This is a genomic window from Paracoccus sp. NIOT.M2S5SZ12, assembly GCF_057748165.1.
In genome coordinates, this window is record NZ_JBYLFR010000024.1 from 12709 (window position 1) to 26508 (window position 13800).

Here is a 13800-nt window from a genome sequence, read left to right on the forward strand (position 1 = left end):
ACCCGATGTCGGGACCGCACGTCCGGGCCCGGCCCCCTCAGGCGGCGGCGCGGTCCGGCGTGGCCTCGTCGCCCGCCCCATCATCGGGCAGGCCCTCGCGTGACAGCAACACCGCCAAGCCTCGCAGCCAAGGGATATGCGCGCAGATGATCATCAGCGCGACCATGATCGGCACCGCCAGGAACATCCCCGGCACACCCCAGATCGCCCCCCAGAAGGCCAGCGACAGGATGATGCCAAAGCTGGACAGGCGCAGCGTCTGACCCAGCAGCATCGGGTCCAGCACGTTGCCGATCACGAACTGCGTCAGCGTGCAAAGCGCCCCCACGATCAGCGTCGCCGTCGTGTCGCCCGTCAGCACGAAGGCCAGCATCGCCGCGATGACGGTCGCGACGATCGACCCGACCGACGGGATGAAGTTCAGGATGAAGGTTAGCAGCGCGACCGCCGTCGCCAGCTCCAGCCCCATCGACCAGAAGATCAGCCACACGATGGCGGCCGTCACTGCGCTGACGGCTGTCTTGACCACCAGATATCGGTTCACCCGGTGCATGATCGAGGCGATGATGCGGCGGATCTGACGCGCCTTCTCGGGGCTCTGCGCCAGGCGCTCGATCTTTTGCGGGAACCAGACCTGTTCGGCGAACATGAAGCCCACGAACAGGATCACCAGCACGCTGCCCGACAGCAGCCCCGAGGCCTGGCCGGCCAGCGACCGGATCCAGCCGGTGATGTTGAAGTTGGTGACGGCGGTGATGATCCGCTCCTGCGCCTCGGGACCAAGCCGTTCGGCCAAGGCGGGCAGGGCCGCCTGCGCCCGTTCGGCATAGGAGATGGCCAGGAACACGACCTCGTTCACCTGCGCCACGATGGTGGTCGAGATCCACAGCAGCCCAAGCGCGATGCCGATCAGCGCCAGCGTCGTCGCCAGCCAGTTCGGGACCCTGAGCCGGGTCGAGATCGCGTGGATCGCATCCGAGGTCAGCGAGAACAGGATGATCGCGATGGCCAGAGAGATCAGGATGAACTTGGCCTGGACCAGCATGAACAGCAGCAGCGAGAAGGCGATCAGCCCCAGGAACCCGGTCTGCAGCCGCTCTCTCAGCAGCGATTCATTGGAACCGTCCATCCGTCACCCCCTCGCAGCTGGAAAAACGCCCGACCCCGGCAGGCGGGATCGGGCGGCTGATGTCACGCCTCGGTCGCGTCGGAACCGGCGGGCGGCGCCTCGTCGCCCGGCTCCAGCCCCGCGGCGTCGCCCTGTTCGGCGATCCGCGCGACCGAGACCACGACCTCGCCCGCGGCGGTGTTGAAGACCCGCACCCCGCCCGCGCTGCGCGAGCGGAAGCTGATCTGGTCCACCGGCACCCGGATCGACTGTCCGGTCGAGGTCGCCAGCATGATCTGGTCGTCGCCCTGCACCGGGAAGCTGGCGACCAGCGCGCCGCCCCGCATCGCGCGGTCCATGGCCATCACGCCCTGACCGCCGCGCCCGCGCACCGGATAGTCGTGGCTGGAGCTGATCTTGCCCGCGCCCTTGGCGGTGATGGTCAGGATCAGGTCCTCGGCCGCCGACATCTCGATATAGCGTTCCTGGGTGACGGTGCCCTCGGGGGTGTCGTCATCCTCGTCGGCCTCGGCCCCGTCGTCCAGCGCACCCGCCACCGCGCGGCGCATCTTCAGATAGGCGACGCGCTCGGACGGGTCGGCCTCGAAGTGGCGGATGACCGACATGCTGACGACGCTGTCGCCCTCGGCCAGGCGGATGCCGCGCACCCCGGTCGAATCGCGGCCCTTGAACACCCGCACCGCGGTGGTCGGGAAGCGGATCGCCCGGCCCTGGGCGGTGACCAGCATCACGTCGTCCTGCTCGGTGGCCAGACGCGCGCCGATCAGGCTGACGCCGTCGGGCATCTTCATAGCGATTTTGCCGTTCGCGCGGACGTTGGTGAAATCGGACAGCGCATTGCGGCGCACATCGCCGTCGTCGGTGGCGAAGACGACCTGATAGCTTTCCCATTCCGTCTCGGGCGCGTCCATCGGCAGCAGCGCCGCGATGCTGACGCCGGTCTCGATCGGCAGGATGTTGACGATGGCCTTGCCGCGCGAGATGCGCCCCGCCAAGGGCAGCCGCCAGGTCTTCAGCCGATAGACCATGCCGTCGGTGGTGAAGAACAGCAGTTCCGTATGCGTGTTGGCCACGAACAGCGTCGTGACGACGTCGTCCTCCTTGGTGGCCATGCTGGACAGACCCTTGCCGCCGCGCCGCTGCGCGCGGAACTCGGCCAGGGCGGTGCGCTTGATATAGCCGCCCGAGGTGATGGTCACGACCATGTCCTCGCGCTCGATCAGGTCCTCGTCCATCATGTCGCCGGACCAGTCCACGATCTCGGTGCGGCGCGGCACGGCGAAGGTCTCGCGCACCTCGCGCAGCTCGTCCGCGATGATGCCCATGATCCGCTCGCGCGAGGCCAGGATCGCCAGATAGTCGCGGATGCTGTCAGCCAGCGACTGCAGCTCGTCGGTGATCTCCTTGACGCCCAGCTGGGTCAGACGCTGCAGGCGCAGTTCCAGGATGGCGCGGGCCTGGGTCTCGGACAGGTTGTAGGTCCCGTCCTCGTTCACCGGGTGCAGCGGGTCGTCGATCAGGCGCAGGTATTCGGCGATGTCATGGGCGGGCCAGCGCCGCTGCATTAGGCGCTCGCGCGCCTCGGCGGCGTCGGCGCTGCTGCGGATGGTGGCTACGACCTCGTCGACATTGCTGACCGCGACGGCCAGGCCGCACAGGACATGGCTGCGCTCGCGGGCGCGGCGCAGCTCATAGGCGGTGCGGCGGGCGACGACCTCCTCGCGGAAGGTGATGAAATGGGTCAAAAAGTCGCGCAGCGCCAGCTGCTCGGGCTTGCCGCCGTTCAGCGCCAGCATGTTGCAGCCGAAAGTCGTCTGCAGCTGGGTGAAGCGGAACAGCTGGTTCAGCACCACGTCGGGGGTCGCGTCACGCTTCAGCTCGATCACCACGCGGACGCCGTGCCGGTCGGATTCGTCCTGGACCGAGGCGATGCCCTCGACCTTCTTTTCCTTGGCCAGTTCGGCGATCCGCTCGATCAGGACGGACTTGTTCACCTGATAGGGGATCTCGTCGATGACGATGGCGAAGCGGTCGCGGCGCGGCTCCTCGATATGGGTCCTGGCGCGGATCATCACGCTGCCGCGCCCCTCCAGATAGGCCTTGCGCGCCCCGGACCGGCCCAGGATCGTGGCCCCGGTCGGAAAATCCGGGCCGGGGATGATCTCCAGCAGACGCTCGGTCGGCAGGTCGGGGTCCGCGATCAGCTCCAGCGTCGCGTCGATCACCTCGCCCAGGTTGTGCGGCGGGATGTTGGTGGCCATGCCGACCGCGATGCCGCCCGCGCCGTTGACCAGCATGTTCGGGAAGCGCGCCGGCAGGACGGTCGGCTCGCGGTCCTTGCCGTCATAGTTGTCCTGGAAATCGACGGTGTCCTTGTCGATGTCCATCAGCAGAGAGTTCGCGACCTTGTCCATGCGCACCTCGGTGTAGCGCATGGCGGCGGCGGCATCGCCGTCCATCGAGCCGAAGTTGCCCTGACCGTCCAAGAGCGGCAGCGACATCGAGAAGTCCTGCGCCATCCGCACCAGCGCGTCATAGATCGCGCTGTCGCCATGGGGGTGATACTTGCCCATCACGTCGCCGACCGCGCGGGCCGATTTGCGATAGGGCTTGTCGGCGGTGTTGCCGCCCTCGTTCATCGCATAGAGGATGCGGCGATGCACCGGCTTCAGCCCGTCGCGCAGATCGGGGATCGCGCGGCTGACGATCACCGACATGGCATAGTCCAGATAGGATGTCCGCATCTCCGCGGAGATGTCGATCACCGGGCCGTCGTGATGCATCACGACGCGGGTTTCGGTCCCCTCGTCGGGGGTTTCGGGCAGATCGTCTTCTGGGGTGTCGGCCACGGGTATTCCTCAACATCTAGTTGGGGTTCGGTATAGCCGAGCCGGTCGCGAGGGGCAATCGCGCCCCGCCCGCAACCGGCCGAAATCCCGCCGTTCCCGACCGGAATCAGGCCCTTTCGCCGCGCCGCGTCGCCATGGCCCAGAGGACCGCAAGACCCGCCGACAGGACCGCGTTCCAGCCGGCCATCGACAGGCCCAGGAACTGCCACGCGATCTCGTCGCAGCGCACCACCGGGGCCGATTGCAGCCGCGCCATCAGATCCTGCGTGGACATGGTCGACAGATCGCCGACCCCGCCCGAACAATGCGACGGTCCAGCCCACCAGGTCATCTCGACGCCGACATGATAGAGCGCCAGCCCCGCAGCAACCCCCGCCGCCGCCATGCCCAGCACCGCCAGCGCGCGCACGCGCCCGGTCACCCAGACCAGCACGGCCACCGCCACCGCCGCCACATGCGGCCAGCGCTGCAGGATGCACAATTCGCAGGGCGCATATCCCGCCGCCTGAAAGCCCAGTGCGGCGATCAGCAGGAATGCCGATCCCGCGCCCGCGATGAAACTCAGTCTCTTGCCCGTCACAGGAACCTCACTGCCGCAAAGCCGCCACTCAGGGCGATCATGAACAGGGTGAACAGCATTCCCAAGCGTCTTTCGATGAAATCGCGGATCGTGGCGCCGAACCGCCACAGAAGCGCCGCCACCACATAGAACCGCAGCCCGCGGCCCAGGATCGACATGGCGATGAAGACCGGCAGCGACAGCCCCGCCGCGCCCGAGAAGATCGTGATGACCTTGAACGGAAAGGGTGTCAGCGCCGCGAACAGCACCGCCCAGCCCCCATGCTCCGCAAAGCGCGCGGCCAGCTGGTCGAAGGCGTCCTGCTTGCCATAGGCGCTCAGCACCCATTGCCCCAGGCTGTCCATCAGCGCCACGCCGATCCAGTATCCCAGCAGCGCGCCCAGCACCGACCCGACCGTCGCGATGAAGGCGATGGCCCAAGCCTGGCGGCGCCGCGCCAGCACCATGGGGATCATCAGCACGTCCGGCGGGATCGGAAAGACCGAACTCTCGACAAAGCTCACGGTGAACAGCGATGCCCGTGCACGACGGGGCGCCGCCAGTCCCATGGTCCAGTCGTACAATCCGCGCAGCATTCCGGTCCCTTCGATGATCTCCCGTGCATCCCCTCCGGTGACCGTGGCGTCAAGCGCGATGCGGCCTCGTCGCGGTTCTGTGACCATGGATGGGAACCTCGCAGCGATCCGGACGTTCGGCGCGACAGAGGGCGGAGACGACACATGCAATGGCGCGGCAGACGGGGCAGCAGGAACGTTGAGGATCGCCGTGGCATGGGTGCCGCCGCGGGCGGACTGGGCATCGCCGGCACGCTGATCGTGCTGGCCGTGGGCTATTTCTTCGGCGTCGACGTCAGCCCGATCGTCCGCGAGCTGGACCAAGGCGGCGGACAGCCGACCGAACTCAGCCAGCGCGACGAGGAATGGGGACAGTTCGTCTCCGTGGTGCTGGCCGATACCGAGGAGGTGTGGCAGCCGGTCCTGAGCGAACAGGCGGGCATCGCCTATCAGGAGCCGCGTCTGGTCCTGTTCCGCGGTGCGGTCCAGTCGGCCTGCGGCGGCGCGTCATCAGCGATGGGGCCGTTCTACTGCCCCGGCGATCAGCGCGTCTATCTGGACACCGATTTTTTCGACATGATGAGCGAGCGCATGGGGGCCAGCGGCGACTTCGCGGCCGCCTATGTCATCGCGCATGAGGTGGGCCACCACGTCCAGAACCTCACCGGCACGCTTGGTGAGGTGAACGGCCTGCGCGCCCGCCTGTCGGAGGCCGACGCGAACCGCGTCTCGGTCGCGACCGAGCTGCAGGCCGACTGCTATGCCGGGATCTGGGCGCGCCAGGCGCAGGAGCGGTTCGGCACGCTGGAGGCCGGCGACCTGGAGGAGGCCATGCGCGCAGCCGAAGCGGTGGGCGACGATGTGATCCAGGCGGGCGCGGGGCGGACGCCGGTTCCCGACAGCTTCACCCATGGCAGCGCGGCGCAACGCCAGGAATGGCTGATGCGCGGATTTGAAACCGGCGACATGGGCCAATGCGACACCTTTTCCGCCACCGCGCTTTGAGATGACCTTCCGATTTCGGAGGACATGATGACCCTGATCCTGACATTCGCCGGCCTGCTGACGGCCTTCGCCATCACCCTCGCGCTTGGCGCGCCAAAGCCGCGCTCCGTGCCGGTCGCCCGCAAGGACTGATCCGCCGAAACGGTCGTCAGCGCGGCAGTCGGGGCGGGCGCGTCTCTATGGTGGCCCAGTCCGGCCAGAGGCCCAGCCATTCCAGCCCGGCCAGCAGCAGCCCCGACGCGATGATCCCCAGGACCAGCGCGACCATGCGCGCACTGGGCGGGCGTCGGGCCCATTTTGCCGCACGCAGCAGCCAGATCATGTTCATCACGGACCCCGTCTGTTAAGTCCCGCCCCCAGGGGCGTCCCCGAATCGAACCGACGCCGCGACGAACCACCAAGAGCCAGAGCCCGTGCCCAAACACCGCGACAGCCGAAACCTTCCCTATTCCGCCAGCCAGATGTACCGTCTGGTCGCCGATATCGAAAGCTATCCGCAGTTCCTGCCGTGGAACAGCGCCGCCCGCATCCGCTCGCGCGAGACGCGTCCCGACGGGGCCGAGGAGGTGGCGGCGGATCTGGTCATCAGCTTCAAGGTGTTCCGCGAACGCTTCGGCAGCTGGGTGGTCCTCTGGCCCGAACGAGACGGCGTCTGGCAGATCGACACCGATTATCTGGACGGGCCATTCAAGTACATGCGCAGCGGCTGGACCTTCACCGACCGTCCGGAAGGCGGCTGCCATGTCGATTTCTTCGTCGATTTCGAGTTCAAGAACGCCATCCTGCAACGCCTGATCGGCGTGGTCTTTCAGGAGGCGATGTCGCGCATCGTCCGCGCCTTCGAGGACCGGGCCCGCAGGCTTTACGGCACGGGCACGCAGGCGTGACGTGAAAGGGCCGCCCCTTGGGGCGGCCCTGTCGGTTCAGCCGATCGCCGCGCGCAGGGCGTCGGCGCGGTCGGTCCGCTCCCAGCTGAAGGCGGTGGCACCGTTCAGCGCATAGGGCTCGCGCCCGAAATGGCCATAGCTGGCCGTCGGACGATAGATTGGGTGCAGCAGGTCCAACTCGCGGATGATCGCGAAGGGGCGCAGGTCGAAGACCTCGCGCACCGCGGCGATGATGCGCTCCACCGGCACGGTCTCGGTCCCGAAGCAGTTCAGGCTGATCGAGGTCGGCTCGGCCACGCCGATGGCATAGCTGACCTGGATCTCGCAGCGCCTGGCCAGACCGGCCGCGACGATGGTCTTGGCGACCCAACGGCCCGCATAGGCGGCCGAACGGTCCACCTTGGACGGGTCCTTGCCCGAGAACGCGCCGCCCCCGTGGCGCGCCATGCCGCCATAGCTGTCCACGATGATCTTGCGTCCCGTCAGGCCGCAATCGCCGACCGGGCCGCCGATCACGAACTTGCCGGTGGGGTTGATGAAGAACTTGGTCGCGTCGGACAGCCATTCGGCCGGCAGGACGGGCTTGATGATCTCCTCGATCACAGCCTCGCGCAGCTCGGCCAGGCCGATCTCGGGGTTGTGCTGGGTCGACAGCACGACCGCGTCGATCGCCTCGGGGCGGCCGTCCGCGCCATAGCGCATGGTCAGCTGCGATTTCGCGTCCGGGCGCAGCCAGGGCAGCGTGCCGTCGCGCCGCACCGCCGCCTGACGCTCGACCAGGCGGTGGGCATAGGTGATCGGCGCGGGCATCAGCACGTCGGTCTCGTCCGAGGCATAGCCGAACATCAGGCCCTGGTCGCCCGCGCCCTGCTCCTCGAGGCTCTCGCGGTCGACGCCCTGGTTGATCTCGGGGGACTGCTTGCCGATGATGTTGATCACCGAACAGGTCGCCCCATCGAAGCCCACATCGCTGCTGGTATAGCCGATGTCGTTGATCACGCCGCGCACGATGGATTCCAGATCCACCCATGCGCTGGTCGTGATCTCTCCCGAGATGATGGCCACGCCGGTCTTGACCATCGTCTCGCAGGCGACGCGCGCCCGCGGGTCCTCGGCCAGGATCGCGTCCAGAATCGCGTCGCTGATCTGGTCGGCAATCTTGTCGGGATGGCCCTCGGACACGGATTCCGAGGTGAAGGTCGAATACTCGCTCATGCGCTCAATACCGGTAATGATCTGATTTGAAGGGGCCTTCGGGCGTAACGCCGATATAGGCCGCCTGTTCCGGCGACAGGGTGGACAGTTTCGCGCCGACCTTCTCCAGATGCAGGCGGGCGACCTTCTCGTCCAGGTGCTTGGGCAGGATGTAGACGCCGGGCTTGTACTCGTCGCCCTTGGTCCACAGCTCGATCTGGGCCAGAACCTGGTTGGTGAAGCTGGCCGACATCACGAAGGACGGGTGGCCCGTCGCATTGCCCAGGTTCAGCAGGCGGCCTTGGCTCAGCAGGATGATGCGGTTGCCCGAGGGCATCTCGATCATGTCCACCTGGTCCTTGACGTTGGTCCATTTATGGTTGCGCAGCGCCGCCACCTGGATCTCGTTATCGAAATGGCCGATATTGCCGACGATCGCCATGTCCTTCATGGCGCGCATATGCTCCAGCCGGATCACGTCGCGGTTGCCGGTGGTGGTGATGAAGATGTCGGCGCTGTCGGCCACATCCTCCAGCGTCACGACCTCGAACCCGTCCATCGCGGCTTGCAGCGCGCAGATCGGATCGACCTCGGTCACCTTCACGCGGGCGCCGGCGCCCCGAAGGCTGGCGGCCGAGCCCTTGCCCACGTCGCCATAGCCGCAGACGACCGCGACCTTGCCCGCCATCATCACGTCGGTGGCGCGGCGGATGCCGTCGACCAGCGATTCCTTGCAGCCGTATTTGTTGTCGAATTTCGACTTGGTGACGCTGTCGTTGACATTGATGGCCGGGAAGGGCAGCTGGCCGTTCTTCATCAGGTCATACAGGCGATGCACGCCGGTCGTGGTCTCCTCCGAGACGCCGACGATCTGGTCGCGCATCTTCGTGAACCAGCCGGGGGACTGGGCCTGACGCTTGGCAATCTGCGCCTTGATCACGGCCTCCTCGTCCGATTGCGGGACGGGGATGATCTCCTCGCCCGCCTCGGCGCGCGCGCCCAGCAGAATGTACAGCGTCGCGTCGCCGCCATCGTCCAGGATCAGGTTCGGCCCCTCGGGGAACTGGAACGAGCGGTCCAGGTAATCCCAGTGCTCCTCAAGGCTCTGACCCTTGATGGCAAAGACCGGCACGCCCGACTTGGCGATGGCCGCCGCGGCATGGTCCTGGGTCGAATAGATGTTGCAGGAGGCCCAACGGACATCCGCGCCCAGATCGACCAGCGTCTCGATCAGCACGGCGGTCTGGATGGTCATGTGCAGGCTGCCCACGATGCGGGCACCGGCCAGGGGCTTCGTCCCGCCGTATTCGGCGCGCAGCGCCATCAGACCGGGCATTTCGGTCTCGGCGATGTCCAGTTCCTTGCGGCCGTAATCGGCCAGCGCGATGTCCTTGATGATGTAATCGGTCACGGCTGCTCTTTCGGTCATTCTCGGGTTGCAACCGGGATAGCGCAAGCCCCCCCTGACCGAAAGAGGCTAAACCGCCACAGGCTTGTGACGCCCTTGGGGCTGGCTACTGCGGGCCATGCGACGCACGAAATCGGCGGTCAGCGCCTTGGCCATGGTAAGCGGATCAGCCCCCGGCGCCCATTGGCGCAGCCGCCCGTCTACCACCATCCGCGCCGCACCCGCGATGAAGCAGCGCGCCGAGAGCGTCAGGGACTCGATGTTCTCGGCCGGGTGCAGCCGCCCATCGTCCCGCGCCCGCGTCATCATGCGCAGCATCAGTTCGTGCAGCGAATCCAGATAGCGGCGCAGCGTGGGCACGGACATCGCGTCCAAGGGTGCGCTGTCCTGAAGCAGTCGGAAGGGCATTGGATAGCGGTCGGCCCAGTCCAGATAGGCATGCCCCAAGGCCACAAACTGCGCGATGGGGTCGCGCGGATCGACCTGAACGACGGCCTTGGTGCAGGTGTCGATCAGCACCACCAGCGCGCCTTCGACGCCCACGATAAGCAGATCGCGATCCTGCGGATAGAGCGCACGCATCCTGTCCTCGGGCTCGCCCAGCATACCGGCGATCCGCTCAATCGTGGGAATGCTGCTCTGCTGCTCCTCCAGGAGCATCATGACGGTGCTGATGGCCCGTTCATGCAGACCGCGCGGGTCTCTATTGGAAGTTGGGTGTCTCATGGTGATCCGATCCGTTGTGAAGGACGTCAGAACGAAAGCCAATTTGATTCAATACACCGCAAGGGAAACCGGTAGTGAAACGCACGGTTCAGTGTCAGGTTCCGGACGGAAGCAAAATGAGTCCAGAGTTAGAACGAATGAGTTCAGCCTAGCACGTTGTGTCGCCTGCGCGACATATCCAAATAGATAGGTCCGCCCCTGGATCAGGGGCGGACCTGCCGATCTGTCGGGCGGTTCAGCCGTCGCTGCGCGAGGCGCGCTTGCGCTCGTGCGGGTCCAGGTGACGCTTGCGCAGGCGGATGTTCTTGGGCGTGACCTCGACCAGTTCGTCGTCGTTGATATAGGCGATGGCCTCTTCCAGCGACTGGCGGACGGGGGGCGTCAGGCGGACCGCCTCGTCCGTGCCCGAGGCGCGGACGTTGGTCAGCTTCTTACCCTTCAGCGGGTTCACCTCGAGGTCGTTGTCGCGCGAGTGCTCGCCGATGATCATGCCGGTATACAGCTGTTCCTGCGCGCCGATGAACATCTTGCCGCGCTCTTCCAGGTTCCACAGGGCATAGGCGACGCTGACGCCGTTCTCCATGCTGATCAGCACGCCCTGGCGGCGGCCCTGGATCGGACCCTTGTAGGGCGCCCAGTCATGGAAGATGCGGTTCAGCACGCCGTTGCCGCGCGTGTCGGTCATGAACTCGCCCTGATAGCCGATCAGGCCGCGAGAGGGGACATGGGCCACGATGCGCGTCTTGCCGACGCCGGCGGGCTTCATCTCAACCAGGTCGCCCTTGCGGTCGCCGGTCAGCTTCTCGATGACGACGCCGGTATATTCGTCGTCCACGTCGATGATGGCCTCCTCGATCGGCTCCAGGCGCTGGCCGTCCTCCTCGCGGAAGATCACGCGCGGGCGGCTGATGGACAACTCGAATCCCTCGCGGCGCATGTTCTCGATCAGCACGCCCATCTGCAGTTCGCCCCGGCCCGACACGATGAAGGCGTCGCCGCCCGGCGTGTCCTCGACCTTGATGGCCACGTTGACCTCGGCCTCGCGCATCAGGCGCTCGCGGATCACGCGGCTCTGGACCTTCTTGCCGTCCTGTCCGGCCAGCGGGCTGTCGTTGATGCCGAAGGTCACGCTGATGGTCGGCGGATCGATCGGCTGCGAGGGCAGGGCTGTCTCGACCTCGGGGGCGCAGAGCGTGTCGGCCACGGTGGCCTTGGCCATGCCCGCGATGGTCACGATGTCGCCGGCCTCGGCCATGTCGATCGGGGTCTGGGTCAGGCCGCGGAAGGCCAGGACCTTGCTGATGCGGAACTGCTCGATCCGCTCGCCGTCGCGCGACAGCGCCTTCAGCGTGTCGCCGGCCTTGGCGGTGCCGGCCTCGACGCGGCCGGTCAGCAGGCGGCCCAGGAAGGGGTCGGCGCCAAGCGTGGTGGCCAGCATCTGGAACGGCTCGGCGGCGCGTTCGATCTGCTTGGGCGGCTGGACGTGGCGCAAGATCAGGTCGAACAGCGCCGACATGTCCTGGCGCGGGCCGTCCAGGGTCTCATCAGCCCAACCGCCGATGCCCGAGGCATAGACATGGGGAAAGTCCAGCTGCTCGTCGCTGGCGCCCAGGTTGGCGAAGAGGTCGAAGACCGAATCCAGCGCCTGGTCGGGTTCGGCCGCGGGCTTGTCGACCTTGTTCAGCACCACGATGGGCCGCAGCCCCAGGGCCAGCGCCTTGGAGGTCACGAACTTGGTCTGCGGCATCGGGCCTTCGGCGGCGTCGACCAGCAGGCAGACCCCGTCGACCATCGACAGGATGCGCTCGACCTCGCCGCCGAAATCGGCGTGGCCCGGCGTGTCCACGATGTTGATGCGGGTGCCCTTCCATTCCACCGAGGTGGCCTTGGCAAGGATGGTGATGCCCCGTTCGCGTTCGATGTCGTTGCTGTCCATCGCGCGTTCCGCGACGGCCTGGTTTTCGCGGAACGACCCAGACTGACGCAGCAGCTGATCCACCAGGGTGGTCTTGCCGTGGTCGACGTGGGCGATGATGGCGATATTGCGGATGTCCATGACGGCCTTCTTTCGGTTTCGCGGCTGCCGTAGCGGATAAGGGCCGCGATTGAAAGCCCGCAAATGGCCAAGGACCCCCGGCCATGCAGGCCGGGGGTCCCGTGACGTGGTGTCAGGTGCGGATCAGCGGCGGCGGGTCAGACCCGACCAGACGCGGCCCGCGTCGCGGTCGCTGCCGCCCTTGATGGCGCCCATCCAGGCCGCAAGGCCCGCGATCAGCGACGACACCGCCAGGAACAGGGCCGACCAGACGGCACCGCGACGCGCGCTCTCGGCGGCCGCGATCGCGGCGTCCTGCGCCTCCTGCAGGCGCTGCTCGGCCTCGGCCTTGACCTCTTGGGCGCGCTGTTCGGCCTGGGCCAGCGCCTGTTCGGCCTGGGTCCGGGCCTCCTCGATGCGGGCCTCGGCCTCGGCGCGCAGATCCTGGGCGCCGGTCACGGCCTGCTCGACGCGGGCGTCGATCTGCGCCGGGGTGAGGTCGGTGCGCGCGGCCAGCGCGTCGCGCAGATAGTCCAGATCGCTGTCATCGACCTCGCCGGTGCGCAGGATGCTGGACAGGATGTTGCCCACCTCGCTGCGGATCGCCTCGTTCGAGAACTGGTCGGGGGCCGCGGCCTCTGAGCGCAGCAGACGGTCGGTCACATAATCCAGCGGGTTGCCGCCCATCTGGTCCGCGCCGCCCGCAGCCTCGCCCGCGCCGCTGATCGCGCCGCCGGCCAACTGGCCCACGCCGCTGATGGCGCCGCCCGCGACCTGGCCCACGCCGCCGACGATGCCGCCAGCCAGCTGGCCTGTGCCCTGCAGGGCTCCGCCGACGGCCGCGCCGGTCGCCTCGACCGCGGTGGTCGCCGCGTTCCCGGCCGCGCGCACGCCGCTAGAGACGGCGCCGGCCGCGACGATCCCGGTCAGGATCATCCCGATCGCCCAGACCGTCAGGCCGTGAACGCCGTCACGGGCCTCGGTCTCGTCCTCGGTGGCGCTGCCGCGCGCCCGCATCCGCCCGGCAACATAGCCGCCAAGGCCATAGACCGCGATCATCGATACGAAGGCGAACAGCCCCACCAAGATCAGGGCGAAGGTGCCCAAACCCTCACCCTGCTCGGCCGAGACCGAACCCAGGCCGATGGCCGCAGTAAAGCCGGTGAAGACGACCGACGCGCCCGTCGCGATCGCGGCACCCGCCAAGATCGAGGCCCAATCGACGTGACCGCGCGGCGTGCTTCCGGCGGCGTTGAGGTTCTCAGTCATGGTGATCCCTTTCAGCGCAGGCCGAGGAACGACAGGATGAACAGGACGACGACGACCAGGCCGACGATGTAGATGATCGAATTCATGGCATTTCCCTTCTCGCTTGGGCACCGTCCGGCAGCAGGGGCGCGGCAGGACGACGCATCTGCCAGCCAACGGGTCAG

At 67.2% G+C, this 13800-nt stretch carries 12 protein-coding genes; 2 read left to right on the plus strand and 10 right to left on the minus strand.

All coding sequences use genetic code 11. From position 1 onward, the window contains the following. Positions 1–37: 37 nt before the first annotated feature. The 4 genes from AC2SGK_RS16335 to AC2SGK_RS16350 all read right to left on the minus strand — a co-directional run bounded on the left by AC2SGK_RS16335 (position 38) and on the right by AC2SGK_RS16350 (position 5133). Positions 38–1129, minus strand: coding sequence for an AI-2E family transporter (locus tag AC2SGK_RS16335; protein ID WP_488324528.1), 1092 nt, complete (start codon positions 1127–1129; stop codon positions 38–40). Positions 1130–1191: 62 nt separating this feature from the next. After that, positions 1192–3978, minus strand: coding sequence for a DNA gyrase subunit A (gyrA, locus tag AC2SGK_RS16340; protein ID WP_488324529.1), 2787 nt, complete (start codon positions 3976–3978; stop codon positions 1192–1194). 106 nt (positions 3979–4084) lie between these two features. Beyond that, the gene (locus AC2SGK_RS16345) at positions 4085–4558 is read right to left on the minus strand and encodes a disulfide bond formation protein B (protein WP_488324530.1); all 474 of its coding nucleotides are present in this window, start codon (positions 4556–4558) and stop codon (positions 4085–4087) included. Next, complete coding sequence (locus AC2SGK_RS16350; protein WP_488324531.1) at positions 4555–5133, minus strand: YqaA family protein; 579 nt, start codon at positions 5131–5133, stop codon at positions 4555–4557. The genes AC2SGK_RS16345 and AC2SGK_RS16350 overlap by 4 nt, the downstream gene beginning before the upstream one ends. Before the next feature lie 144 nt (positions 5134–5277). On the opposite strand from AC2SGK_RS16350, the gene ypfJ reads away from it, so the two are divergent. Further along, a complete protein-coding gene (gene ypfJ, locus AC2SGK_RS16355; RefSeq protein WP_488324532.1) occupies positions 5278–6117 on the plus strand; it encodes a KPN_02809 family neutral zinc metallopeptidase in 840 nt (279 codons plus the stop codon). A 148-nt stretch (positions 6118–6265) separates the two neighbouring features. Here ypfJ and AC2SGK_RS16360 read toward each other — a convergent pair whose 3' ends face one another. Continuing rightward, the gene (locus tag AC2SGK_RS16360; protein WP_488324533.1) at positions 6266–6445 is read right to left on the minus strand and encodes a hypothetical protein; all 180 of its coding nucleotides are present in this window, start codon (positions 6443–6445) and stop codon (positions 6266–6268) included. A gap of 85 nt (positions 6446–6530) precedes the next feature. Here AC2SGK_RS16360 and AC2SGK_RS16365 point away from each other — a divergent pair, with 85 nt between their 5' ends. Beyond that, on the plus strand, positions 6531–7004 hold the full coding sequence (locus AC2SGK_RS16365; RefSeq protein ID WP_488324534.1) for a type II toxin-antitoxin system RatA family toxin: 474 nt from the start codon (positions 6531–6533) through the stop codon (positions 7002–7004). Between the two features lie 36 nt (positions 7005–7040). Here AC2SGK_RS16365 and metK read toward each other — a convergent pair whose 3' ends face one another. The 5 genes from metK to AC2SGK_RS16390 form a co-directional block, all read right to left on the minus strand. Beyond that, the gene (gene metK / locus AC2SGK_RS16370) at positions 7041–8219 is read right to left on the minus strand and encodes a methionine adenosyltransferase (RefSeq protein ID WP_488324535.1); all 1179 of its coding nucleotides are present in this window, start codon (positions 8217–8219) and stop codon (positions 7041–7043) included. Between the two features lie 4 nt (positions 8220–8223). Then, positions 8224–9609, minus strand: a complete 1386-nt coding sequence (ahcY, locus tag AC2SGK_RS16375) for an adenosylhomocysteinase (RefSeq protein ID WP_488324536.1) — start codon at positions 9607–9609, stop codon at positions 8224–8226. Between the two features lie 66 nt (positions 9610–9675). Further along, positions 9676–10269, minus strand: coding sequence for a WHG domain-containing protein (locus AC2SGK_RS16380; protein ID WP_488324537.1), 594 nt, complete (start codon positions 10267–10269; stop codon positions 9676–9678). A 298-nt stretch (positions 10270–10567) separates the two neighbouring features. Continuing rightward, positions 10568–12388, minus strand: a complete 1821-nt coding sequence (typA, locus tag AC2SGK_RS16385) for a translational GTPase TypA (RefSeq protein WP_488324538.1) — start codon at positions 12386–12388, stop codon at positions 10568–10570. 123 nt (positions 12389–12511) lie between these two features. Beyond that, complete coding sequence (locus tag AC2SGK_RS16390; protein WP_488324539.1) at positions 12512–13636, minus strand: hypothetical protein; 1125 nt, start codon at positions 13634–13636, stop codon at positions 12512–12514. Positions 13637–13800 lie beyond the last annotated feature (164 nt).

Coding starts and splice junctions, on each gene's coding strand:
- AC2SGK_RS16335 (WP_488324528.1), bottom strand. CDS start 1,129: ATGGACGGTTCCAATGAATCGCTGCTGAGAGAGCGGCTGCAGACCGGG.
- AC2SGK_RS16350 (WP_488324531.1), bottom strand. CDS start 5,133: ATGCTGCGCGGATTGTACGACTGGACCATGGGACTGGCGGCGCCCCGT.
- ypfJ (WP_488324532.1), top strand. CDS start 5,278: ATGCAATGGCGCGGCAGACGGGGCAGCAGGAACGTTGAGGATCGCCGT.
- AC2SGK_RS16360 (WP_488324533.1), bottom strand. CDS start 6,445: ATGAACATGATCTGGCTGCTGCGTGCGGCAAAATGGGCCCGACGCCCG.
- metK (WP_488324535.1), bottom strand. CDS start 8,219: ATGAGCGAGTATTCGACCTTCACCTCGGAATCCGTGTCCGAGGGCCAT.
- AC2SGK_RS16380 (WP_488324537.1), bottom strand. CDS start 10,269: ATGATGCTCCTGGAGGAGCAGCAGAGCAGCATTCCCACGATTGAGCGG.
- typA (WP_488324538.1), bottom strand. CDS start 12,388: ATGGACATCCGCAATATCGCCATCATCGCCCACGTCGACCACGGCAAG.
- AC2SGK_RS16390 (WP_488324539.1), bottom strand. CDS start 13,636: ATGACTGAGAACCTCAACGCCGCCGGAAGCACGCCGCGCGGTCACGTC.